Raw genomic sequence first — 24,084 nt, 5'->3', positions numbered from 1 at the left:
CCACCACTCATCGGCATATCCCACGCTCACGCCAAAGTGATCATTTCGGCTACTACCGCCCCCACAGTGACCGACTCGCTTATTTGAGGACTAGGCCCGCCGCCGTCCGCGCGAATCGCCCGCGGTCGAGGCCGAGTTGGGACCTGCGACGCCGAATGCCCTGATCGCCTCCGGGGTGCCCGCGGCACGCGGACGAGCCCTCGTGCACACTGCGGGAGGCGCACGCTTTGGAAGCCCTCCGCTGGGTCGTCTTCGGCCTGATCGCCGGTGCCGTGGCGAAGGGCACTTCCCCGGAGCGCAAGGAGAGCCGATGCGCCAAGTGAAGCCGGTGCTTGTACCCATTGCGAATGGGACTGGCAGCGCCGGGCCTCGTGCCGCGGGATGGCGAGTGACGTCTTCTTCCATCCGGAGAACGAGTGGGGATCTGCGCGTGAGCGCCGTGAACGACGTCCCCGGCAGATCTGCTCGGAATGCCTGGAGCGAAAGCGTTGCCTCCAACACCCGTTTACCGTGCGGGAGCCGTACGGCGTGTGGGGCGGGCTCGGGCAGGACCAAACTGCGCACCTTCGTGGCCGATCGGCACCTTGTGCGGGTCTCGGGGGGCCTCCCCTGAACGAGGGGAGCCGAAAAGGGCCGTATCGACCGGCCCTGCGCGCGGGCTCGTTGGATGCGCAGGGTAACTTCTTTGCCAGGCGGCAAGCGAATGGCATGGACGTGAGGTTGTGGTCGATGAGTCCGGCACATTTGATCGCGCCCGATGGCGACGGGGGCCTTGCCAGCCGAAGCCTCAGGCGAGCTCCCGGTCCGGGATTCCGAGTTCGTTGGCGGCGGAGTAGAAGGCTTCCAGCCCGGTGCGCAGTGCGCTCCTGCTGCGCGGGTTCATCTGCTGGAGCACGGCCTCCAAGTCCGCCTTGCGGTCGCGGCGGAACTGGCGCAACAGCCGCCGCCCGTCTCTCGACAGCTTCAGGACGATTTCCCGGCGGTCGCCGACGCTGACTTCGCGCACGAGCAGTCCGGCTGCCTGGAGGCGATCGCACAACCGGCTCGTTACGGACGGGATCGAACCGAGCTCGTCGGCCAGGCTCATCAGGTTGATCGTCGCGTGGCGGTCCACGACGATCAGCGCTCGCAGTTGGGACGGCGACACCTTCGGGCGCAACCGTTCCGCGCTGCGTCCCCACACCACGACGAGCGCGCGAGCGGCGGTTTCGACGTCATCGAGGAATTCGTCCGGCAGCGGGTCGGACTGGCGCACTAGGTCGTACTCCCTCCTGCGGGCAGGCTGCATCGGCGTGCGTCCCGGCTCGGTGACATCTTCTCACGTGGAGCAACGAGGTCGCTCGGCATCTTGCCGGGCAGTGGATGGAAGCAGGAGATGCGGTGAGCACACCCACGCGCTGGGAGCTGGTGGAACGCGCTTTGCGGGAGGCCGATCCCGAGGAAGTGGCCGAGGTCCTGGGCGAGGCCCTGCGGGAGAACTATGGGATCCGGGACTGCGAGATGTTCCTCGTCGACCTCCGGCTCGTGGTTCTGGAGCCGGTCGTGCACCGCGATGCTCCCAGCATCCCGCTCGCTGGAACTGCCGCCGGACGTGCCTATCGCGACCAGGCTGCGATCGTCGGGGAGCACGAAGGCCGAACTGCTCTGCACCTCCCGCTCGCCGTCCGCGGCGACCGGATGGGAGTGCTGCAGCTGGTGACCGATGAGGACCTGTCCGCCGAGATTCGCGCGGAGCTGCTGGATGTCGCGGAAGTCGTCGCCGGGCTGGTGCTCACCGCCGAGGTGGTCACTGACCGCTACCGGCGGGTGCGCCGGCGGCATTGGCTGACGCTGGCAGCGGAGATGCAATGGCAGCTGCTGCCGGTGCGCTCGGTCGAGACGCGTTCCTTCCGGCTTGCCGGACAGTTGGAACCGGCGTACGCCGTGCGGGGCGACAACTTCGATTGGAGCCAGGACGGGCGGACTCTCAGCGTCGCGGTCACCAACGGGATGGGGGAGAGCCTGACCGCGTCGATGCTGACGACGCTCGCCATCACCGCGTTGCGGAACGCACGACGCGGCGGAGCGGACTTGGTGGACCAGGCCGCCCTCGCCGATCAAGCGATCTGGTCGTACCACGTCGGCAAGCAGTGCGTGTCCACGCTGCTGATCGAGCTCGACCTGCGCACTGGTCGGCTGCGGGTGGTCGATGCCGGGTCGCCGCGCATGTGGCGGGTGCGAGGTGACGAGATCGAGCTCATCGAGCTCGACGCCCAGCTCCCGCTCGGGATGCTGGAGGAGACCGAATACCAGGCCCAGGAGTTCCAACTCGAACCCGGCGACCGGCTCTTCGTGCTCACCGACGGCGTCTACGCGGCAGCCCGAGCGTCGCGGAACTACGACGTCGCCTCGCTGCAACGGACACTGCGCGCCAGTCGCCTGCTGCCGCCGGCCGAATCCGTTCGCGCGTTGATGAGCGATCTCCGCGTCTTCTTGGCAGACCACGATCTGGACGACGACGCCGTAGCGGTGTGCTTGGACTGGAACGGGACGGATCTGTGACCGTGCTGGTCGACTGCCGGCCGCGACAGTCGACCAGCACTCGATGAGACTCGGTGAGCTCCCGTCGCCGCGAACGCGGCAGGTCGGGCAAGCGCCTGGAGCTCCTACTCGTCCGGGCGAGCTGGTTTGTCCAGCCTCTTCCGCAGGTGTCCCAGGGTGCGGCTGAGGATGCGGGACACCGGGACACCTGCATCTGCGACACACCGACCTGGTCGGCGATGGTCTGGTGTGGGTTTCCAGCGGGCTCGTTTTTCGTTGCCCTGCGACTCGGGGAGGACGCCTCAACCGTGGTCATCGTTGCTGATCAGACGGCAGCGCGAGTCCACAGGGACTCATCGGGTCGGCTGGCCTGCCAGGAGAAGGACGCTCCGAGGGCCGCGGATCGGTCGACTAGCGCGGCAAGTTTCGCGGGTCGCCCGGGCGCGGGTTCGGCTTGCCCGCGATGGTGATCCAGAGGTCCGGGTCGAAGTGGTCCCGCGGTAGCTGCGCGACCATGTAGCGGACGCTGCGTTCGACTTTCACGCGCCAGAGGCGCGCGGCTTCGTTTCCGTCGCCGTTGCGGAGCGCGTCGAAGATCACGGCGTTCTCGCGGGCGATCAAGTCGCCGGCTTCGGCATAGCCCAGTCGTAGGACGGAAATGAACATCCGCAGGCGCATGGTGAGGCGTTCGAAGAACGAGGAGGCCTGCGGCAAGTTCGCGGTCCGCGCGATCGCGTCCTGGAAGCACAGGTCGGCTTCGCCGATGCGCACGTCGTCGCTGTTCCGCGCCGCGGCGCGGACCTCGGCGAGGGCCGTGTTGACCGGTTGGAGATGGGCCTGACCGAGCACCGCGACCCGGCGCATCACCAGCGATCCCAGCGAGGCGCGCACCGCGTAGAGGTCGAGGATGTTCGTCGCGCTGACGTCGGGGACTGCGGCTCCGCGGTTTGGGAGCCGCTCGAGCATTCCTTCCTCGGCCAGTACGCGCAGGGCTTCGCGGATCGGGCCCCGTGAAACCCCCAGCCGGGCGGCCAGCGGCGCTTCCTTGACGCGCTCCCCGGCGTGGTACTGGCCTGCGGCGAGTGCTGCACGCACCAGGTGCACGACCCGGTCGGTGGTTCCGGATGCCGTGGCCGAATCGTCCGGTATCGCGCTGGTGGGCTCCAGATCGGGTCCGGGTTGCTCCGACGTAGTAGCGCCCACAGGTTTCGAGTCGTTATCAATGCCGCGGTTGGCGGCGGCACCGCTCCACAGGGCGCGAGGGCTCTTCGCCCACGAGTACGGGCTCGTGCGCGGGGTCCAGGTGCTGCACCAGGCCCGGACGTCGTTGCGGACCTTGGTCAGCGACGCGGCGAAACCGAACAGGTTCTCGTGGGCGGGCAGCGGGTTGTTCGCCAGGAGGAAGTCGATCTCGTCGGCCCAAGACAACCGGTCGGGTGCGCTGTGGCAGCGGAAGCGCGAGTGCTCGTGCAGCCACTCGTCGACCGTTGGCAGAGCCGACTCGTCCAGGCCGCCGGCGAGCAGGTGGACGTTCATGCTGGCGGCCACGGTGCGGTCGAGGTGCTCAAGGAATTCGCGCAGGGGAGTGCCGTCCCTGGGCGTTCCGGTGGTTACGCCCCGGAGCGAGGCGAAGGCGTTCGCCACGGCGAACAGGTTGCGCGTTTCGGCGCGCCGCCGGTCCACGCTGCGGCCGGCCGGCCGTCGATCGAGAAGGGGCGTGCTGTGCGGGGTGGCCGAGACGGCTAGTACCCGCACCGGGGGGTCGAGGAACAGGCCGACCACGTCGTGGATCTCCGCCGGTAGCAGCGACGACTTGCCGGTTTGCCGCGGGGAGGAGCCGGGCGCCGGGTGGATGTGGTGGGCGCGCCAGATGCGGTTCACGGTGGTCTGGCTCAGGCCGGTCTCGGCCGCCATCGAACGCGTCGACCACACGTTCCTGGCACCCGGGGCTGGGGCGAGCGTGCGGACGAGGACGGTCGCGACCGCGTCGTCGTCGACCGCGCGAGGCCGTCCTGGACGGGGTTGCTCGTGCAGGCCATCCAGCCGTTGGTCGAGGAAGCGGGACCGCCACTTGCCGACCACGTCCCGGGAGATGCCGAGGCTTTGGGCCACCGCGGTATTGGTGCGCTCGTGCTCACAGCACAGCACGATCTGGGCCCGTAGCGCGAGGGCCTGCGAGCAGGTGCGGCTGCGGGTCCACTTCAGCAGTGCGGTCCGTTCGGTATCGGTGAGGACCACGGCATTGCGGGGCCTGCCGACCATGGCAGGGAAGTGTAGGCGAACTTCTGGTTCGGGTGAACAGCGGTGCTCAACAAATGTCCACGGGCATTGTTGACAACTCGGACCGTTCGCATACTTCGTCGCTATCCGGTGGCCACGCCGCCGGCACCCACAAGGCACCGCGAGCTCGCTTCGACCACAACGACACCGCCCGCTCCCGCGGTGCGAACGCACGGGACGCATTCTGCGCGGGCCGGAGGTTCCGGACCCCGCAGTCGGTGCTCTGCGCGTCTGCCGCGCCCGAGCAGGGCCTGCGATGCAGGAGCTTGTCTTGAGCAATTCCATCATTGATGACCAGCCCTACGGGCGCTTCCACCGCAAGCTCTTCTTCCTCTCCGCCGGCGGGCCGTTCCTCGACGGCTACATCCTCAGCGTCATCGGCGTGGCCATCACCGGGGCAACGCGTGAGTTGGGGCTGACGTCCTTCACCGAGGGCTTGGTCGGTGCCGCGGCGCTGGTCGGCGTGCTGGTCGGCGGGTTCGTATTCGGTTGGGTGACAGACCGGGTCGGCCGGCAGGTCATGTACACCATCGACTTGATCGCCCTCGTCGCCGCTTCGGCGCTGTCGTTGTTCGTGACTGAGGCGTGGCAACTCGTCCTGCTGCGCTTCGTCGCCGGGGTGGCGGTGGGGGCCGACTACCCGATCGCCACGTCGTTGCTCGCCGAATGGCTGCCCGCGCACCGACGGGGCCGCACGATGGGAGCCCTGGTCGCCGCGTGGTTCGTGGGTGCATCCGCGTCCTACGCGGTGGGCTACCTCGTGGCTGCCGCCGGCGGGGCGGACCGGTGGCGCTGGGTCCTGGCCAGTGCGGCGGTACCGGGTTTGATCATCCTGCTGGCCCGTATCGGAACACCGGAATCCCCTCGCTGGCTGCTGCGCCACGACCGCCCGCAGGACGCGGCGGTAGCGATTCGCACGGCGTTCGGCCGCCTTCCGACGGAGCAGGAACTCGCGCGCTTGGCGGAGACCGAACCGGCGAAGAGCTCTCGACTGTCCGATGTGTTCACCGGAGGTTACCTGCGGCGCACCTTGTTCGTCGGCGGGTTCTGGTTCTGCCAGGTCGCGCCCGCGTTCGCCATCTGGACCTTCTACCCGGTGATCCTCGGTGCCTACGGGTTCGAAGCAGGCGACACCGCGCTGCTGTGGTCCATGGTGGTCAGCCTGGTCACCCTGGCCGGCTGCGTGCCGTGCATCAGGTGGGTGGAGACCTACGGGCGCAGACCCGTCATCATCTGGACCTTCGCGGGTGTGACCGTGTCGCTGGCAGCGCTGGGTTCGTTCCCCGGTATGGCCGCCGCACTGGCCATCCTGATCTTCGTCGTCAACGCTCTCGCCCAGGGCGGCGGCAACATCCTGCAGTGGATCTATCCGACAGAGCTGTTCCCCACCGACATCAGGGCGTCCGCGGTTGGTGTGGCCAGCGCGATCAGCCGCGTCGGTGCGGCTGCGGGCACTTACCTGCTCCCGGTCGGGCTGGAAGCGATCGGGCTCGGCCCGACCATGCTCGTCGGGGCTGGGCTCTCGGTCATCGGAACCGCGATGTGCGTGGCCTGGGCCCCGGAGACCAAGGGGCAGGCGCTGCACGAATCCGCTGCCGTCCCGCAGCAGCCCGAAGTACGAGCCAGCTAGGAGAAATCGATGTCAGTCACCCGCGACCCGCTGCTGACCCCGTTCCGGATCAAGAACCTACTCCTGCGCAACAGGATGGTGAGCACCTCGCACGAGCCCGGCTACGGCGAGGACGGCATGCCCACCGAGCGGTACCGGGCCTACCACGTCGAGAAAGCGCGCGGTGGGGTTGGCCTGACCATGATCGGCGGCAGCTCGGTGGTGAGCGTTGACAGTCCGCCGTCGTTCGGCAACCTGCACCTGTACTCCGATGAGATCGTGCCGTGGCTGCGGCAGTTGTCCGACGAGGTGCATGCCGAGGGCGCGGCGGTCATGTGCCAGATCACGCATCTCGGCCACCGCACCAGCAACTACACCGAGTCGTGGCTTCCCACGGTGTCGGTCGGCAACCTCCGCGAACCGGCGCACCGCGCATTCACCAAGCAGGCCGAACTGGCCGACCTGGAACGCATTGCAGCCGACTACGCGGCCGCCGCCGCGCGCTGCGAGTCGGGCGGCCTCGACGGCATCGAGATCCAGGCCTACGGGCACTTGCTCGACACCTTCTGGTCTCCCGCGCTGAACAACCGCACCGACGACTACGGCGGTTCCTTCGACAACCGGATGCGCTTCCCCCTCCAGGTCATCGCCGCGATACGCGCCGCGGTCAGCGATGAGTTCGTCGTCGGCATCCGGATGGCCGTCGACGAACAACTCCCCGGTGGTGTCGACGAGGACGAGGGCCTGGCCATCGCTGAGGTGGTGGTGAACGCGGGGATCGACTTCATCAGCGTCATCCGCGGCCACATCGCCACCGAAAGCGGCCTGTCCGACGTGATTCCCCCGATGGGCGAGGCCTCGGCACCGCACTTGGACCTCGCCGCCCGGGTGAAGCGCAAGATCGGCGTGCCGATCATGCACGCGGCCAAGATCGCGGACGTGGCCACCGCGCGGCACGCCATCGACGAGGGGCTGCTCGACCTCGTCGGTATGACGCGTGCCCTGATGGCCGACCCGCACCTGGTCGCCAAGATCGAGGCCGGGCAAGAAGAACGGATCCGTCCTTGCGTAGGGGCCAGCATGTGCATCGACGCCGCTTACATCGGAGAACCCGCCTCCTGCATCCACAACCCGTCAACCGGTCGGGAGCTCCGCCTCCCGCACCGGATCAGCGCAGCGCCGCAAGCCAAGAACGCGGTGGTCGTCGGTGCCGGTCCTGCCGGTCTGGAGGCCGCGCGGGTGCTGGCCGAACGCGGCCACCACGTCACGGTGTTCGAGGCTGCTCCCGAGCCCGGTGGCCAACTGCGCTTGGCGTCCCGTGTACAGCGGCGGCGGGATCTGATCGGCATCGTGGATTGGCGGGTGGCCGAATGCACCCGCGCGGGGGTGCGGTTCCACTTCAACCACCTCGTCGAAGCCGATGAGCTCCGCGGGCCGGCTCCCGATGTGGTGATCATCGCGACCGGGGGAGTGCCGAACACCGATTTCCTGGACTTCGGTGCGGATCTGGTGCACGACACGTGGGACGTCATCTCCGGTGCCGTGCTCCCGACCGGCTCGGTGCTGGTCTACGACGACCACGGCGGGCATCCCGGCTTGGACGTCGTGGAGTTGCTGGCAGGCAGCGCGGCGCAGGTGGAGTGGGCCAGTCCGGAGCGGACGGTCGCTGTCGACGTCGGCAGCGTCAACGCACCGCCGTACCTCCGCACGATGCTCAACCACGACGTCCGCATCAGCCTGATGCACCGGCTGGTCGGAGTGGAGCGCGACGGAGACGCGCTGCTGGCCACCTTCACCAGCGATCCGATCCGCCGCTCGTTCACCCGTCGCTTCGACCACGTCGTCGTCGAGCACGGAACGCTGCCCAACGCAGAGCTCTACGAGCAGCTCAAACCGCACTCGACCAACGAAGGCGAGATCGACTACGCGAAGCTCCTCGACCGATCACCGCAGGACCGGCTGCGCAACGAGGACGGAAGGTTCCAGCTGTTCCGCATCGGCGACGCGGTCAGCAGCCGCAACGTGCACGCCGCTGTGCTGGACGCATTCCGGCTCTGCTCAGCCGTATGAGAACAGGCCCCGGCGTTGCGGGGAAACGCGCCGTTGCACAGGGGTTGACGTTGTCAATTCGCCAGGGGTTGCTCGCAGCTCCAACGCTTGAGGGGCCGGCGTGGATCCCAGCGGGAGTCCGCGTTCCTCGAGCCCGGCGTAGAGCTTCATGTACTCATTTCGATGCACCCCGGCGTATCGCTGGTAGGTCACCAGGAAGCCGATTACGTCGGGGTGGTCACCGAACTCGCGGATCGTCTCCAGCGATGCCTCGTCCTCGAACAGGAGCCCCAGCATGGTCTTGATCCTGGAGTCCTCGGGCAGGATGTCGGCGTCGGCAGACCGCCAGCTAGTCTAGTGCCGCGTCAAGCAACGTTGACCGGATATAGAGGCTGTCGCCGATTTCGGGCGAAATTGGCTATGAAGTAGTGGCCTTCCTCGCGATATCCGCCGCTGATGCCCATGATCAAAAAAATCGCTGCTGGACCGTCGATACTGCCTGCAGTCGTTGCGAGCAAGGCTGTTGATGCGACGAGACCCCGCACCGTGGGCTATCGGGTGCGGGGCCTCGCTGCTGTCCGGGCTTGATCAGTCGTCGTTGTCGGTGTTAACCAGGCCCTCTACCTTGTCGTCACCCTGCGACCAGTGATCGATGTCCCGCTCGAACTCATCCTTCGGCTTGCCCGACGGTGGCTGTCGTCTGCCCAGCATCGATGTCCTTCTCCTTCTTCCGCTCAGCGGGCGTGAAGGTGTTTTGGACGTCAGGCAGGTGTGCCTTCACCAGGTGCACCAGGTGCAGCGATCGCTTCAATGCGTCCCCGAACACCGTAGGCTGTTGTTTCGACGTCCAACGCTCTTCGGCACCGCACAGGTTGCATGTCTGTGTGTCGTCTTTCGCAACGCTGTACTCAAGCTGGATCGGGTGCACGCGGACGGTTGCCATACTCGGTTGCTCCTCGGCTCGGCACGATGGTTGAACACCTCCCCTCACTTTACGTGATCGATCGTCCGGACAGGCAGTATCAGGTCAATCGACCGTCCGGGGGTCTGCCGGTGAGGCGGGAGCGGCCGGTTGGCAAGTCAGGAAGGACCCGAACAGCTTGCCAACCGGCCGCGATGGCCCGGTTCGAAAAGGGGGAGGAGTGCGCCGCGTGTCGGGGCGCAGCACACATACGAACCGAGCCGAGTCTGACGAGTCTGAGATCAACCTGACTGGCGGTGAACGCCCCGGGCGAACTCTGGTGCGCACAAGAGTCCGCAACCGCTCGCTCGACAGTCGTGGGTACGGGCGTACTCGGCTAGTGCTTCGCTTACGCATGCCTCGCAAGGTCGGGCAGAGAGCAGCCGGTTGGAGACAACGCCCATGACGAGCCCACACCTCGTTTGCGTCGTGCCAGGCTTCCGCTCATGGACAGCCCCGAGATGATCAGTCCATACATTCCGGACAGCACCAGACGGTTCCGCTTGGTCCGCAAACAGTTGCGTACTGCCCGCTGAACTTCTCGCTTTCACGCCCGTTTTCCTTCCGCACCGCTTGGTCTTGGTTTGGCGGTCCCCGCCGATGTCGGGGGGCTTTCAACGGCGGAGACCGCCCTGGCCACGAACTTAGGGGGCGAAAGCTCGATGAACCCCAACGTTTTGTTGGGGCACCCGATCGGATGCACCGTACCCTGATACGCATGCGGTTGGACGATGAAGCGACAGTCGGCGAACGCATCGCCTACTACCGGCGGCGACGCGGCTACAGTCAAGCGGTTCTGTCCGGTTTGCTTGGGCGTTCCGAGGAATGGTTGTCGCAGATCGAGCGTGGTGCTCGTGACCTGGACAAGCTATCAACGATTCTGCGAGTCGCGGAAGCGCTAAAACTCGAGCCAACCAAACTTCTGCCGGGACCATTCCATTCCACGCCGCGACCGGGCGCCAATGGCGCAACGTTGGGCACTGCTCCTGAAGTGGTGCCAGCGATTGAAACCGCGATGCTCAGGTATGACGGAATCGCGTCGCTTATTGGGGTTCCCGAGCGTGATCCGATAAACACAGACGAGCTCAAAAGGTCCATCTCGTTCGCTTTTGTCTGCTCTCAGACCGAGCAGTGGTCACGCATGGCACCTCTGGTGCCCGAGATGATCGCAGATAGCTTTCACGCGGTCCGCCAAGCCGACAGCGATGCAAGTAAGCGCGAGGCGAAGACTTTGGAAGCTCTCGTCTATCGCGTAACGAGCGGAATGCTGGATCGCCTCGGCGAAACACGCTTGCCGTGGGTCGCCGCAGAACGATCTATGGCAGCAGCAGAACAAACGGGAGACTCACTCCTGATAGCGGGCGGAGCATGGAGATTAGCCGTTGTTCTGCGCCACGCTGGACGTCTCGCCGAATCCACTGATGTGCCCATTGCCGCAGCGGACGCGCTCCGCCGAAACGACAAAAATGCCAGTCCTGAGCACCTCAGCATGTACGGTTCTTTGTTGCTAAAAGGTGCGGTTGGAGCGGCGACCATGAACGACCATTCAGCGGCCCGGGATTGCCTTCGTGAGATTGAACGTACCGCAGAACGCATCGGGCAGGATCGCAACGATTTCTGGCTAGCATTTGGACCGACGAACGTCGCGATTCATCGAGTATGGCTCGCCCTGGAAATGGGAGACCCTTCCCGCGCGATCGGTCTGTCGGATTCGGTTCTAAGTGGCCGCCTGCCGCCCGAACTAGCAGAACGGCGCACGTCGCATTTGATTACCGTGGCGCGGTCTTTCTACCTCCGCAGGAAATACCGCGAAGCGCTGGACCTGCTCAAGGAAGCAAAAGAAGTAGCTCCTGAACAATTGATCTTTACCAGTCGCGTTCACGGCATGTTGCGCGGAATGCTTCAGCGAGAGAGAAGGTCTATTAAGGCTGACCTTCGGGAGCTTTCCGCTTTTTTAGGCGTCGCCGCATGACGCGGTGGCCCCGGTCGTTTCACCGGGGCCACCGTAGGGCAATTTGCAGGCGAAGTGCGGCTCCCTCCGAGCAGTTCCAGCCTTGGACGACGAGGTGATGAGCTGCTCACCAGCAATGGCAACGAGCCTGTGCCTCCAGTCTTCGCTGAACCTGGCCATCGTCGAGGACGCGGGTCGCCGTCGGATCATTCGGCCGAAAGTGGCTGTGCCACGGGCGCAGGCAACCGCGGGCTGTAGCCGAACGTGTCGCTGCTGACGAATTCCCTGACGCAGCAAGGAGACATCGATGCGGGTTTCCCGCCTCCGCCGACGCGCAGCGACCATCGGCGTCGTCGCGATCACCATCGCTTTGCCGGGCATGGCATGGGCTTCGGCGGGCCCGGTGGACGAACTCACCGGCCCGGTCGCCTACGCCTTCACCGGCGCGTACCACGTCCCGACCCTCGATGGCGCGGACACGTTCGACGAGGTCTACCGCTCACCGCTGGAGCCGGGGGTGGTGGGCGTCCGGGCGCCGTCCAACGCCGCCCGTTCGGACTTCATCCCGGTCGGTCCGCTGTCTACCGGCACCTCGTGGTTCATGCACGTCAACACCGACAGGGGCGCGTTCAGCAGCAGCACCCGACCGGAGGGCACCACCGATGACGAGTTCTTCGAGTCGACCGCAGAACTCAGCGGCACGTCGGTGCCCCGTGCGACGGTGCGCGCTGACTACATGCTGGAGGCGCAGAACGCGCTAGGTGACGACACCGCGGACCACCGGTGGCTGTACTTGGACGACGTGCGCAGTCACGCCGACTGCCGGTCGGCGGAGAACGTCTCAGCTCGAACCACCGCCGCGCGGCTCTGGATCCGCCAACCCGACCGCATGCTGGCCGCAGTGCCCGTGCCCATCGGGGATGAGGCGTACCGGGTGAACGGGATGCCGTTGCGGTTGCCGAATTCGACCATGGAGCAGCAGGCCCTGCCGCAGTTCGCGGACGTGTTGGTGCGCCGCGCGACCGGACCGGTGGACCTGATCGACACCGACCAGTGGCGGACCGGTGAGGTCAACGTCGCTTCCGGTTGGCGGGTGGAGGTGACGAGCTACGTCATCGAGAACGGCACCCGCACCGAGGTGGACCGTTCGGTGCTGATACTGGGTGCGGTCAGCTGCTCGCTCTCCCGGTGAGGAAAGGCCGGGTGCCGGTTCCGCCGAACCGGCACCCGGCGCTGCGCAACGAGCCGATCGGGAATTCACCCCTATGCGGCGCAACGCGTTGGGGAGCGAGGTGAGGGGCGCCCCCGAGGTGACTGTGCCACTCACCTCGGGGGGCCGGAGGCGCAGCCGGACCCCGGTTCCACCGTGCTCCGAGCATCGAGCCAGGCACCGCAGGTATTGGCGTCACGCTGGGCCGTGGAGAGATTCTCGTTGCGCCGGTGCCCCTCGGGGCGTCGGCGCGGGTTGTGGACTTGGCGCCGCCTCCATGACTTCTTGGCCTCGGGCGTCGACGACCTTCGTGAACAGGTGTTGTGCAGCTCCGAAGATGACGGCCCAGCCGATGATCTGCGCCGATGAATCGAGGGACGTCAAACCGGGGACGAATTCGCCGCGCATGAGTAGGAGCCCGAGCACGGCTGTCAAGGCACCGGCCGGGAGCTTGAGGCACGCGAGCGCGAGCGGCACGTTGGACGCGGTCGGTTTGCCCCTGAGCTGGTGCAGCGCTGCGGCAGCGGTCAACGCCGCCGCAACGAACCCGACGGTTTCGACGACTGCGTAGTCGCCACTCGACGCGGCCAACTCCGAGCTCAAGTCCATATCACCGGTGAATGGGTGTTGACCGAGCGGACACACGACTATCAGTCCGCGAGGTGGCTCGAGAACCTGTGCTGACGCCACGTTGGGGGTGGGCCCGAAGCAGATCGGCACCAACGTCGGAACGAGCGCGCTGAAGATCGCGATCGTGACAGCTATGCCGAGCAGGCCGATGGCCCAGCACCACACCAGTTGGGAGAAACTGCGCTCGCGGACGACCTCGCGCTCCTGAGCCCGGTACGCCTCGCGCACGGCGTCGATCACGGTCTGACGTTGAGACTGGGTGAGTCTGCCGCCCTCGGAGCTCTTGAAGATCCGCTCGACGGCCAACCGGCGCCTGTCCTCGGGCGGCATGCTCGCCTCGATCAGCATGAGGAGGTCGGCCAGCATGCTGTGAAGATCTTCGAGCGAAACCATCTGGAGCACGAGGACGTGGGCCGCGTGGATGTGGGCGAGCGTGCCGTCCACCCCGTGTGCCCGCCGCGGCCACCGAGTGTCGAGGACATCGCTGTGAGCGCAATCGAGGTGGTCGCGGGCGTGGGCCGCCAACTTCTCGGTGCACAACTCACTCGGCGCGGAGCAGTTCTCCGCCCAGTCCACGAATGCCCTCAGCTCGTCGATGCGTGCGAGTGCCCTAAATCCCCAAGGCCATCGCCAACCGGGGTCTCGTCGCGAAACGGTTCGCGGGGCGTTCATCGCTCTCACCTGCGCAACGATCGAGCGGCCGAAACCGCGGCCCACGCCACTTCCGGATGCCGGATGTCGGAGTGGGCTTGGGCGAAGCAGGACAAGTTCCGGTTGATGACGTCGTTGGCGTCGAGGCGGTAGAACACGCCCGGCTGGAACCCGTAGTCCGTGCCCTGCTGGGCCATCTTGATGATCTGGGTCCCGCTCTGCTGGTAGCCGTCGTAGCCCATCGCTCCCCAGCGGTAGTTGATCCGGTCCACCAACTCGGCGTCCTGCCAGGCCAGCCTGCTGGCGTTGGGATACCACCAGGCGACTGCTCGGTCGGCCTCGCTGAACGTGCACACGAGCGGACCGTCGACCCGGTCGACGCAATCGGCCAGCACACCGGCGCCGTCCCGCACCGGAGCGCGCGGTGCGAACGCGAAGTGGCTGAAAGCGCCCTGCAGCAGGTACAGGGATTTGACCGGGCTGTTCGCGCCATGCAGCTCAGGCGGGAGCCCGCTGAGGGCGAACGAAACGAGCCGGGCGCCGAAGCTGTGGCCGAGGAGATGCACGCGCACGCCGGGCATAGTGTGCGCCACCTGCCCGAGCAGGGGGCCGAGGCCGTCGCGGCCGACCACCCCGGCGCGTTCCTTCATCTCGTAGTAGCTGAGGACCCGCAACGCCTCTCGCGCCCCCTGCCACATCCGCCCGAACGGGTTGAGCGCCCGCTCACTTCCACCGTCGACGGGTGCGAGGGCCGCCATCGCGTCGAATACCCGTCCCGGCGGTGCGCTGAGCACCGCTGCTTCGCCCGCGTCCTCCGGGGCGTTGCTGGAAGTGGTCACGAGTCCTCTCGTCAGGCGCAGGAACTCCAAGAGCCGGTCCCGGTCCTGCGGCTGCCGATCGAGCAGTTGGCCGATCTCCTCCAGCCGCTCCTCCTGGTTCGGGAAGGCAGGCGCGAGCGCCTTCGCGAGGTCGGCACCGGTGGACGTCTCCCCGGTGGGCTGTGGGGAAGCCAGAGCTCCTAGGGACTGCGTCGCCGATGACCTCGGGACCGGCGGGCCGGTGTCTGCCGGGGCGTCCTCGGGGAACAGCAGTGCGGGCCACAGCACGCCGACGAACGCCGTATTCGCCCGCTCCTCGGCCGAGAGGGTCCCCGCGATGAGTCCGAACATCGCCGCGTACAGGTCACGTGCCCCGTCGAAGGAGCTGTTCCAGCCGTGGCTGAAGATGAAGAGCTCACGCAGCCCCGCGGTGGTCTCGGGCAGGTTTCCACCCTGGCGGAGCACCCCCGCAGCGTTGAACTCGACCTCCCAGTACGGCACATCGCCGAGATGTGACCCCATCTCTGCTCCCCAGGTCGCAGGCGCTCCCACCACGCAGAAACGGTTCTGCAGGGACCAAAAAGGATCCAGCAGGTTCAGCGCGGCTCATGGGCCCCGCAAGGGCTGGGCCCGGCTAGCGGTCGGTCGGTACGGCGATTTCGCCGTCTTCCCGCATCAGCCGATCCAGGACCTCGTCCGGCATCCACACCCGGTGCGGGTAGTCGGTGCCCCAGGAGTTCAGGATCGGCACGGCTCCCACCTCATCCGCGTGAGTGTTACCGAGCACGGCATGCACGTCATCAACCGATGCTGCCCAGCGGAACACCTTGATGCCGTCGGTTGCGTCGGCGACGTAGCGGGCGCGCTCGGTGTAGTCGTCGTTGGCGTAGGAATTCTCCCAGTCGACGTGCCCAGCCGAGGCCAAGACCTCGGCCGCGGCGCGGCAGGACGTCCCGTTGGAATCGCCCGGGTTGGTCTCGGGCCACTGATCGCGTTCCTTGCCCCGATCCCACAACCACCAGGCCGTGTACAACTCGTCGTTGAGGATCGTCATGCACCGGGTCCAGGCGAATCCGACGCAGGCGCCCTCGCTGCCCTGGTCGTAGAACTTCCACCACTCCTCGCGGTCGGGTTCCCCGCCGGGTTCCAGGCACACGGCGTGCCCGCCCCGAATCTTGGTCAGCGACTTCGCCCCCTCCCGGGCCACGAACGGAACACCGTCCTGACCCGCCTGGGGGCGGTCGAATTCGGTGTACCAGTTGATGCCGATCACCACCGGTACCTCCGCGGGTTGGCTCGCGGCGGTCAACGGGTATTGCTCGACGTGGCGCCAATCGTCGGGGAGGAAACGCCCCAGGCGCTGGTCATCTGGATCTCGATCGATCGGGCGGTACCGCATGATTCCTCCACTCTCGCTGCACGGCAGCTCGTTCGCTGGAACGCGGGCGGGCACGACCAGTAAGCCCGTGGCGCGCGAGCGGCAGCAATGAACACATCGATCCAAACAGGATCCAGGCGGTCCACCCACAGCGAACCATTGGGCCCGTCGGCCGAGCCGCCAGAGGCCGTCGCGCACGAGCTTCCGGACAGCGGAGCGTACGGCCGGGACCAACTCCTCCAGGCGACCGCGCGACTCCGCCTCGAGCCGTGGCAGCTCGCCCGGCTCGGCACCGACGACTGGCTTCGTCATGTACTGCGAGCGCCCGGGCGCGATCTTGCGGACGACAACTGCGTTGCCGTCGTTCAACTCTTCCTCGATCTGTGGCAGATCGCGTTCGTGGCGCAGTCTTCTGCGACGACATCATGCCCGGACATCATTACCCCTGGCATCAGCCAACATCTGTGGTCCGACGGTAACAAGCTGCGCCATGGAATCACCTCCCTCGGGCTAATCCGGGCGGCAGTTGGAATGCGATCTGTTATTGGGTGGGAGGGCCTGGTGCGGCGTGGAACGGACCAGCGCGGAGTGCTCCAGACGCTGCTGCCGGGCCCAGGCAGCAGCCGCGGCACGACCCTGCAACCCCAGCTTGTCCAGGATGTTGTGCACGTGGTTCTTCACAGTCGCCAAGGCGATGCACAACTGCCTGGAAATCTCCTGATTGGACAATCCCTGTTCCAGCAGCACAGCGACTTCGACCTCCCTGCGACTCAGGACCCCCGCGTTCGGACTGGGCTGCAATTCCGCCGACAGTTCGGCCACCCTGCGGCACAGGGCAGCGGCAACGCGCGGCGAGCAACGCAACTCCCCATTGGCAACGCTGCTTACCGTCTGAATCAGTTCGGAGATCGAATGTTCCCGTGTCAGGTAACCGGCCGTGCCCAACTCGGCATACGCAAGGATGTCATATTCCTGCTCGGAAACGCCCAAGGTGATGATCCGCAGCCCGGGATTCCTTGCCAGCAAGGCGATCACGGCGCTCGGACCGTCCGGCAAGTCGGCGATGTCAAGCAGCACCACTGAGTGCTTGCGCGCGGTCAGATCGGATTCCAGTTCCTCCGGCCGCTCAAGGGTGGGCAGGACCGCGAATCCGTCGACGTTCTGCAGCGCGAGCGCCAACCCCTCCCGGTAGAACCTCGTCGCGGCAACGATGATGAGCTCGATCATTGTGCACCACCCCGGTGCCGCGCCGCCGGCCTTCCTGCTGCTCACCAGACATCGCGCGCCTGGCTCCAGTTCAGAATACCGAGCCGAGGCTTGTTGCGGGTACGGCAATTGGTCCTCGTTCGCCGACTGCTCGGTCTGCCGTGGATGAGAATGCGAATAACATTGTCCCAAAATTGCATTTCGAACAGAAGAGCCAGCGCATTCAACTGTTGCGGCGGCACGCATGAAGCGGTGCCGTGTACGAAGCACATCCGGACAGAGGGAATATTCCGTATCCTCGTCGGAGTTCCTGTTCGTGGAGGATGTGTTCGCCATGGCGAAAAGAGCGCCGCGTACCCGTGCGATCGACACCACCCCTTCCCGATCTGGTTCGAGCGAAGGCCCCTGACCACGGGCGGCCGAACCGTTGCTAACACGTGTAGCAACGCCCGCCTCGCGGCGCACCGGTCATGTTCGCGGATGAATCCTCAATGGATCCCGCTGCTCATTGCCCTGGCACGCGGGCTGCGTCTTACATGGACACGGCGTACCCGTGCGCCGAGCGCGCAAATTGAGCACGAGGAGGCTGAACAATGACGAACTGCAACACTTACACGGTGCAGGAGGGCGACACGCTCTCCGAGATCGGTGAATGGTTCCACGTTCCGTGGAAGGAACTCCAGCGCATCAACAACATCGAGAACGCAAACCTCATCTTCCCGGGTCAAGTTCTGCGCCTGTCGACGGGCTCGAACGTGTGCAAGACCTACACCGTGCGGGACGGGGACACGCTCTCCGAGATCGGTGAGCACAACCACGTGAAGTGGCAGCGCCTGGGGTACTACAACCACATCGCCAATCCGAATCTCATCCAGATTGGACAGACGATCTGCATTCCGCAAAGCGCATCGGCGGGGGCGCAGTGAGCGGTCCGGATGCCGAGATCACGGGCGCGGATGAGGGCTTTCCAGGCCCTCTCCGCGGCCGTGCCACTTCTGCATGTGCGTGGCGTGGGTGCGCAGGTACGCCCCGGATTTGAAGAACTGGTCGTAGAAGTCGAGGTCGAGGTGGTGCGCCTGGACGTAGTTCAGGATGAACACCGTCGGCACCGTCGCGGGGAACTTCCCGAAGGCGTCGAGGACGTACTGGGCCTGGAGAGCGACGCACTCCTTGAACTCGTCGTCGTGGTCTAGGGCGCTTCCGCGGAATCCGGGTGTGTCGGTCCAGGCGCCCGGGGCGTCGTGGTGAAACGGGCCGCCGGGCCCGAACTTGCGCTGGGCGAATGCCTCGACCGCAGCCGCCATTTCGGGGTAGTGCGGTGGGCAGTACGCCTCGAAGACCCCGGCCCGGCCGGTGGGGTTGGGGGTCGACCAGCGTTCGTCCTCGTCCTCGTCGTAGCGGAAGCCGAGGCCGGATACGTCCGGATTACCGGAGGCGCCGGGCATCAAGAAGCGGTCGATTCCGTCGAACATCCAACCGCCGAGCCCCATAGCGTGAGCGGGTGGAACCGGAACCGTCAAGTTCCACCAGACCGTGGGGGCTACGGTGCTACCGCCTCGCCGAGCGGCTACGACTCCTGGCACCACCGGCCATACTTCGCTGGGTTTCGCTTTGGGCTTTGTGAACAACGAGGTCCTTGTTGTGCACAGCGGACAGTGCGCACCAGGTGTGCTCTCGACCCGCCAGACCAGCGCGGTCGCGGTCCGCGTCTCGCGTACGGCCGGTAGCCGTGGTTTACCGCACCGGCCACGGGGGAATGAGGAGGGGACGGATGCTCAGTCAGTCCGGTCGTTGCATTATGCCCGAAGGACGATGTCATGACGCAGGGAAAGCAGACACCACGGGAACATTCCTCCGAACCGGCCGAGGGACCGCAGCAGCAAGCAGGAATCAGGAAGCCGACTCCTTGTGAGCAGGGGGCGAAGGCTTCCACTGTGGAGGTCGAACTGCGGCAACACGCCGATACCGCAACAGAAGGCGAATGACCCTTGCATGGCTTCGGCGAAGCTGCGCAGCACCTTCGCAGCGGCGCATTGCGATGTCCTGGTCAGCCTACGGGCTCTCGTTCCAGCAGGGCGGGGTGGCCGCTCGTTCCGCTGGGCACGGGGTAGTAGCTGTGGTGGGTGGTGGGGTCCACGGTGACCACGTGCGCGTTGTCGGCGAGATGACCTGAGCCCCTCACCTCCAGTTCTTGGTTGTGCTGGTCCAACACCGTCAGCCAGCCGCTTTCTGCTGCCACGTACAACCGGTGGGCGCTCGGGTCGTAGGCGAGGACGTCGGGTTGGTGGCCGACCGGTGTGGTCCCGACGACCGCACCGGTGTCGATGTCTACGGTCAGCAGCTCGTCGTTGCGGTCGCAGGCTGCGAACGCCAGTCGTTGCGGTGGGGCCAGCGCCAACCCGTGGTCGTGGTCGCAGGCGTGCAGCGGGATCGTTCTGGTGACGGTGAGCTTGGTGGGGTCGATGACTGCCAGCTCGTCGTGGGCTTGGACGGCCACCAGCATCTGATCTGCGACCGGGTCGTATGCGACGTTGCCGACCTCCCCGCCCAGAGAGACGGTGCCCCGTGCAGTGCCGCTGGAGGCGTCGATGACGGTCTCCGTACCACCGCGTTCGTCGGTGGTCCAGACGGCATTCCTGCGCGGGTCGAACGCCAAGCCGTCGGGATACGCGCCGGTCGGGGTCTGGTTGATCACCTGACCGGTTTCCTCGTCGATCGTGACCATCGCGTTGCTGCCGGTTGCCGTGGCGTACACCCGGTGAAGTGCGGGAACGACGAGCACACCGTGAACTTGCGGCACGTTCGCAATCACACGCACCACGCGGTGCGCGCGTACGTCGACCTCGACGACCTCACCGGCTCCGAGATGCGCCGCGAAGAGCAGTCCGCGTTGCGAATCCATGCTGGCGTAGTCAAATCGCGAGCTGCTCCCGGGTAGCTCCACCTCGCCCACGGCGCGCAACGGCAGGGCCACCGCCGTCGGGGGTGGCGGCGGCGGTGAACAGGCTGCGGCCAGTGCTATCCCCAACGCTGCGACGAAGACCCCGGTCGACGACAACGTCCAACGTGCGCGCCGCGACGGGGCGCAGTGAGCTGATCGCAATCCAGCCTCCCCCCGGTGACTCCGACCACCTTCGCCGCATTGTCGCTACTGCGCTGGCTTGGCGTTGGTGGCATCGACTGCGGCCCGCAGTGCTTTGGCGAGTGCCACGGCGTTGTCGACGGCCCAGAAATGCATGTAGAACAGCCGGGGCTCGTCGGTCAGGCTGTGGTTGTGCAGTTCGACCACGGTGATTCCGCCCCTGCGAAGCGCCTGGATCACGTTCTGGACCTCGGGAGCGGTCATGACGAAGTCACCGTTGATCGCGGCCCTACGGCCGCCCACGGGCTGGAAGTTCAGCGCGGTGTTGACCCCCGTGCTCGGCGGGACGACGTGCCCACTGTCCTGGACGACGCCGTTGCGGGCGATGGTGAACTTGTAGATCCCGCCATCAGTGCTTCCCTTGCGTCCCAAGGCGTTGTCGATCCCGGCAGTGTCCAAATCGATTGGTGGCTGCTGAGCCGGTGCAGCGGCGGCGGGTGGGATCGCGGTGGCGTCCAGCGCTGCGCGCACGCCCTGGGCGAGGTGCGTGGGGTCTCCCATGCCGTGGATGTGGGTCCACCACACCGGTGGCGACTGTTCCAGCAGGTGTTTGTGCAGCGCTGTTTGCTCGATTCCGCGTGCCTGCAAGGCATCGGTGACCTTGGGCAGTTCTGTCTCGGTGACCACGAGGTCGCCCGTGAGCATCGTGGTGTCGTCGTACTTGGTGAAGGTGGCGTAACCGCCCAGGGACAGCCCTGGCTTGATCGCGACGCCTGAGGAGACGACGTTGAGGTCCGAGCGGGTGAGGGCCACGCGGTAAACGGTGTTGTTATCGCTGAGCTTGCCGGTGCGGCCCAACACATCGGACACCGCCTTCCAGTCCGCATCCGTTGTGACGATCGGTTGATGTTGGGCAGGGCCGGCATGTTGCTCCGTCTGGCTCCCGGTGGTCGGTGCGCCTCCGCATCCGGCCAGCGCCGCTAGCAGTAGCGCCGCGACGGCAATCGCAGCGCGATGAGGAAGTGTTCGCCCGGTGCTCGGCATCGTCGTCCCCATTCCGGTCTGCGCATTCTGGTTCTGGTCTTCACTCGCGGGGGATTCCTCCGCCTCGGGGTCTGTGCGACCGTGGTCACGTGTCCAGGGATATCGGGTGGACATGAAGTACCGATGAAGCGCAGTCCCCGCCAGGCCCGACAGGGCCGGACCCAGGGGGTGGGCGACGTGCGGGTGCTGGTGGTCGAGGACGAGCCGAAGATGTCGGGGCTGCTGCGTCGAGGGCTGGTCGAGGAAGGCTACGCGGTCGATGTCGCCACCGATGGCCCGGAGGGCTACGGCGCGGCGGTGAGCCGCAGCTACGACGCCGTGGTCCTGGACGTGATGCTGCCCGGGCTGTCCGGGCTCGAGGTGTGCCGGCGGCTGCGCGACGAGGGCACGTGGGTGCCGGTGTTGATGCTCACCGCGCGTGATGCGGTTGGCGACCGCATCACGGGGCTCGACAGCGGGGCCGACGACTACCTCACCAAGCCGTTCCACTTGCGGGAGTTGTTCGCTCGGCTGCGGGCGCTGACCCGCAGAGGCCCTTCGCTGCGGCCCACCGTCCTCACCGCAGGTGACCTGCGCGTGGAACCCGCCAGTCGACGGTGCTGGCGAGGCGGATGCGAGGTGGGGCTGACCGCCAAGGAGTACGCGCTGCTGGAGGAGTTCCTGCGGCAGCCCGGCATGGTCCTGACCCGCGAGGTGCTGCTGGAGCACTGCTGGGACTTCGCCTACGAGTCGCGCTCCAACGTCGTCGATGTCCACATCCGAGCCCTGCGCGAGAAGATCGACCGGCGCTTCGGCGTCGTCTCGTTGGAAACGGTGCGCGGAGCCGGCTACCGGTTGCGCGCCGATGGCGGCTGCCAGCGCGCGAGGCGATGATGATCAGGCGGTGGCCGATCCGGTGGCGGCTGACAGCCGCGTTCACGCTGACGATGGCCGTGGTCCTCGCTGGCGCTGGAGCCGGCACCGTGGCTAATACGCGATCATCCCTCGACGAATCGATCACGCAGGCCCTGCAGTACCAACTGCGCGACGTCCAGGCCGCCGCCGACACCACCTCGCCCGCGTTGCCGAACGCCCGGGGTTGGGCCGCCCAGGTCCTGGAAGGCGGACGGATCGTCGCCAGCTCGCGCGAGGCGGCGGATCACGCGCTCCTGAGCCCTGTCGAGCTAGTCGCGGCTCAGCGAGGCCCACTGCTCACCGAGCATCCCAACGCCGGATCGTTGCGCGGACCGGTACGGATCGCTGCCGCCCCGGCTGCCGGCGGCTCGCGGATCGTGGTGGCGGCGGTGAGCCTCACCGATCGCGACGCGGCCGTCGCGGACTTGGCGGGGGAATTGGCGGTTTTCCTGCCGCTGGTACTGGTAGCCGCTGCATTCGGGGCCTACCTGCTGGCCACGGCGTCGCTGCGGCCCGTGGAACGCATGCGTGCGCGAGCCGCCACGATCACAGCCGAAGCCCCCGTGCAACGGCTACCCCTGCCGACAAGCCGCGATGAGATCTCCCGACTGGGTACAACCCTCAACGATATGCTGGACCGCCTGCACGCGGCGCTGGACCGCGAGCGGCGGTTCGTCGCCGACGCCAGCCACGAAATGCGCACCCCGCTGAGCCTGCTGACCACCGAACTCGAACTCGCCCTCCAACGACCGCGCACTACCGACGAGCTGGAAGCGGCGCTGCGCTCCGCCCTGGAGGAGACCGAACGGCTCTCCCGGTTGGCTCAAGACCTCCTCCTGCTCGCCCGCGCGGACCAGTCCGCCGGCCCAGTTCAACGCGGCACCGTGGAACTGCACGCGCTACTCGGAACCACCGCGGACCGGTACCGAAACGTCCCCGGCGGGCATGACATCACCTTGGATTGCGAACCCGGCGTGGCCGTTCTGGCTAACCGCGACGACCTCGACCGGGCTGTGCGCAACCTGCTCGACAACGCCCTCCAGCACGGAGCCCCACCCATCGCCATCCACGCGACTGGAACCGCCGACAACGCGGTGACCATCGAAGTTCGCGACCATGGCCCCGGAATCGACCCGGAATTCCTGCCCCGGGCCTTCGACCGCTTCACCCGAGCCGACGACGCCCGCACCGCCGGAGGCACCGGCCTGGGCCTGGCGATCACAGCGGCCCTGACCCGCCGCAACGACGGCCGGGCCACGGCCGCCAACACCGACGACGGCGGAGCCAGCTTCATCCTCACCCTCCCCGCAGCAACCTCTGCAACACCGCACCGAGGAAGCTGATGACAACCGCGTCACCAGCTGCAAGCAGGAGTCTGCTGGAACTCCCCGAGCCGGTCGAGCATCTCCTGCAGCCCGAAGTTCATCGAGCCCGTATTCAGCGACGCCAGCTGCGGCTTGAACACCGTCGCGGCCCCGGACGTCAGTGATCTCGAACGCTAATCACCGTCGAGAGCGTTAAGCAACGCCGCGCCAACGACGCATTTCCGTACTCGGACTCGGGATTCCAAGGCCTGCATTCATCTCAAGGACGGCCCGGCCGGGCCGCCCGTCGAGCCCAGCGATCAAGTCCTCGCTGCGGCACCGAGGCCGCGGCACACCGGCAAGTCGTGGACGGCGGCGCCGACGCGGGGTGACCCAGCTGCGCTAGTACGGCAGCAGCCATTCGCTAGCTGACCTGGGTGATCTTGGTGTCGCGGGCGAGTCTGGTGCGTTTGTGGTGCCATCGTGATCGTGCTTGG

Annotated in this window: 20 protein-coding genes and 1 pseudogene; 10 read left to right on the top strand and 11 right to left on the bottom strand. The window is 66.6% G+C overall.

All coding sequences use genetic code 11. The features are described from left to right. Nucleotides 1-366: 366 nt before the first annotated feature. Nucleotides 367-543, top strand: a pseudogene (locus ACWDKQ_RS27880) (WhiB family transcriptional regulator); the annotation flags it as partial. Between the two features lie 244 nt (nucleotides 544-787). Here ACWDKQ_RS27880 and ACWDKQ_RS27875 read toward each other — a convergent pair. Then, nucleotides 788-1,255: a MarR family winged helix-turn-helix transcriptional regulator gene (locus ACWDKQ_RS27875; RefSeq protein ID WP_450141736.1), complete on the bottom strand. Its 468-nt coding sequence runs from the start codon at nucleotides 1,253-1,255 to the stop codon at nucleotides 788-790. Nucleotides 1,256-1,380: 125 nt separating this feature from the next. Between ACWDKQ_RS27875 and ACWDKQ_RS27870 the strand changes: the two genes are divergently transcribed. Next, nucleotides 1,381-2,541 (top strand): PP2C family protein-serine/threonine phosphatase, encoded by a 1,161-nt coding sequence (locus tag ACWDKQ_RS27870; protein ID WP_450141735.1) that lies wholly within the window; start codon nucleotides 1,381-1,383, stop codon nucleotides 2,539-2,541. A 390-nt stretch (nucleotides 2,542-2,931) separates the two neighbouring features. On the opposite strand, the gene ACWDKQ_RS27865 is transcribed toward ACWDKQ_RS27870, so the two are convergent. Then, nucleotides 2,932-4,782, bottom strand: a complete 1,851-nt coding sequence (locus tag ACWDKQ_RS27865) for a GntR family transcriptional regulator (protein WP_450141734.1) — start codon at nucleotides 4,780-4,782, stop codon at nucleotides 2,932-2,934. 289 nt (nucleotides 4,783-5,071) lie between these two features. Here ACWDKQ_RS27865 and ACWDKQ_RS27860 point away from each other — a divergent pair, with 289 nt between their 5' ends. Together ACWDKQ_RS27860 and ACWDKQ_RS27855 are read left to right on the top strand one after the other, a co-directional pair. Then, nucleotides 5,072-6,430 carry an MFS transporter gene (locus tag ACWDKQ_RS27860; protein ID WP_450141733.1) on the top strand — a complete coding sequence of 453 codons (1,359 nt, stop codon included), beginning with the start codon at nucleotides 5,072-5,074 and terminating at the stop codon, nucleotides 6,428-6,430. Between the two features lie 9 nt (nucleotides 6,431-6,439). Beyond that, nucleotides 6,440-8,479 (top strand): oxidoreductase, encoded by a 2,040-nt coding sequence (locus ACWDKQ_RS27855; protein WP_450141732.1) that lies wholly within the window; start codon nucleotides 6,440-6,442, stop codon nucleotides 8,477-8,479. On the opposite strand, the gene ACWDKQ_RS27850 is transcribed toward ACWDKQ_RS27855, so the two are convergent. Together ACWDKQ_RS27850 and ACWDKQ_RS27845 are read right to left on the bottom strand one after the other, a co-directional pair. Next, the gene (locus ACWDKQ_RS27850; protein WP_450141731.1) at nucleotides 8,468-8,755 is read right to left on the bottom strand and encodes a hypothetical protein; all 288 of its coding nucleotides are present in this window, start codon (nucleotides 8,753-8,755) and stop codon (nucleotides 8,468-8,470) included. The two genes, ACWDKQ_RS27855 and ACWDKQ_RS27850, sit on opposite strands and share 12 nt — an antisense overlap. A gap of 370 nt (nucleotides 8,756-9,125) precedes the next feature. After that, nucleotides 9,126-9,401, bottom strand: a complete 276-nt coding sequence (locus tag ACWDKQ_RS27845; protein ID WP_010314108.1) for a hypothetical protein — start codon at nucleotides 9,399-9,401, stop codon at nucleotides 9,126-9,128. 742 nt (nucleotides 9,402-10,143) lie between these two features. Here ACWDKQ_RS27845 and ACWDKQ_RS27840 point away from each other — a divergent pair. Beyond that, complete coding sequence (locus ACWDKQ_RS27840; protein ID WP_450141730.1) at nucleotides 10,144-11,391, top strand: helix-turn-helix domain-containing protein; 1,248 nt, start codon at nucleotides 10,144-10,146, stop codon at nucleotides 11,389-11,391. A gap of 286 nt (nucleotides 11,392-11,677) precedes the next feature. Next, entirely contained in the window at nucleotides 11,678-12,562 is an 885-nt protein-coding gene (locus ACWDKQ_RS27835; RefSeq protein ID WP_450141729.1) for a hypothetical protein, read from the top strand. Nucleotides 12,563-12,775: 213 nt separating this feature from the next. Here the strand turns inward: ACWDKQ_RS27835 and ACWDKQ_RS27830 are convergent, their stop codons facing one another. The 4 genes from ACWDKQ_RS27830 to ACWDKQ_RS27815 form a co-directional block, all read right to left on the bottom strand. Beyond that, complete coding sequence (locus tag ACWDKQ_RS27830; RefSeq protein ID WP_450141728.1) at nucleotides 12,776-13,882, bottom strand: hypothetical protein; 1,107 nt, start codon at nucleotides 13,880-13,882, stop codon at nucleotides 12,776-12,778. Nucleotides 13,883-13,887: 5 nt separating this feature from the next. Then, nucleotides 13,888-15,201, bottom strand: a complete 1,314-nt coding sequence (locus ACWDKQ_RS27825) for a hypothetical protein (RefSeq protein WP_450141727.1) — start codon at nucleotides 15,199-15,201, stop codon at nucleotides 13,888-13,890. Between the two features lie 112 nt (nucleotides 15,202-15,313). Next, entirely contained in the window at nucleotides 15,314-16,078 is a 765-nt protein-coding gene (locus ACWDKQ_RS27820) for a hypothetical protein (RefSeq protein WP_450141726.1), read from the bottom strand. 489 nt (nucleotides 16,079-16,567) lie between these two features. Further along, nucleotides 16,568-17,635 (bottom strand): LuxR C-terminal-related transcriptional regulator, encoded by a 1,068-nt coding sequence (locus ACWDKQ_RS27815; RefSeq protein ID WP_450141725.1) that lies wholly within the window; start codon nucleotides 17,633-17,635, stop codon nucleotides 16,568-16,570. Between the two features lie 221 nt (nucleotides 17,636-17,856). Here ACWDKQ_RS27815 and ACWDKQ_RS27810 point away from each other — a divergent pair, with 221 nt between their 5' ends. Further along, nucleotides 17,857-18,189 (top strand): LysM peptidoglycan-binding domain-containing protein, encoded by a 333-nt coding sequence (locus ACWDKQ_RS27810; RefSeq protein ID WP_450141724.1) that lies wholly within the window; start codon nucleotides 17,857-17,859, stop codon nucleotides 18,187-18,189. An 18-nt stretch (nucleotides 18,190-18,207) separates the two neighbouring features. On the opposite strand, the gene ACWDKQ_RS27805 is transcribed toward ACWDKQ_RS27810, so the two are convergent. After that, nucleotides 18,208-18,735 carry a hypothetical protein gene (locus tag ACWDKQ_RS27805; RefSeq protein ID WP_450141723.1) on the bottom strand — a complete coding sequence of 176 codons (528 nt, stop codon included), beginning with the start codon at nucleotides 18,733-18,735 and terminating at the stop codon, nucleotides 18,208-18,210. A gap of 345 nt (nucleotides 18,736-19,080) precedes the next feature. Between ACWDKQ_RS27805 and ACWDKQ_RS27800 the strand changes: the two genes are divergently transcribed. Beyond that, entirely contained in the window at nucleotides 19,081-19,248 is a 168-nt protein-coding gene (locus ACWDKQ_RS27800) for a hypothetical protein (protein WP_450141722.1), read from the top strand. 62 nt (nucleotides 19,249-19,310) lie between these two features. Here ACWDKQ_RS27800 and ACWDKQ_RS27795 read toward each other — a convergent pair whose 3' ends face one another. After that, nucleotides 19,311-20,321, bottom strand: a complete 1,011-nt coding sequence (locus ACWDKQ_RS27795) for a YncE family protein (RefSeq protein WP_450141721.1) — start codon at nucleotides 20,319-20,321, stop codon at nucleotides 19,311-19,313. Nucleotides 20,322-20,411: 90 nt separating this feature from the next. Then, nucleotides 20,412-21,215, bottom strand: a complete 804-nt coding sequence (locus ACWDKQ_RS27790) for a DUF1259 domain-containing protein (protein WP_450141720.1) — start codon at nucleotides 21,213-21,215, stop codon at nucleotides 20,412-20,414. 351 nt (nucleotides 21,216-21,566) lie between these two features. On the opposite strand from ACWDKQ_RS27790, the gene ACWDKQ_RS27785 reads away from it, so the two are divergent. Both ACWDKQ_RS27785 and ACWDKQ_RS27780 read left to right on the top strand, forming a co-directional pair. Continuing rightward, nucleotides 21,567-22,262 (top strand): response regulator transcription factor, encoded by a 696-nt coding sequence (locus tag ACWDKQ_RS27785; RefSeq protein ID WP_450141737.1) that lies wholly within the window; start codon nucleotides 21,567-21,569, stop codon nucleotides 22,260-22,262. Next, nucleotides 22,262-23,626, top strand: a complete 1,365-nt coding sequence (locus ACWDKQ_RS27780; RefSeq protein ID WP_450141719.1) for an ATP-binding protein — start codon at nucleotides 22,262-22,264, stop codon at nucleotides 23,624-23,626. Before ACWDKQ_RS27785 ends, ACWDKQ_RS27780 begins: the two co-directional genes overlap by 1 nt. Nucleotides 23,627-24,084 lie beyond the last annotated feature (458 nt).

Source organism: Saccharopolyspora sp. NPDC000995 (genome assembly GCF_053599315.1).
Note: the sequence above shows the minus strand (reverse complement) of the source record. Positions and strands in the feature narration are given on the sequence as shown.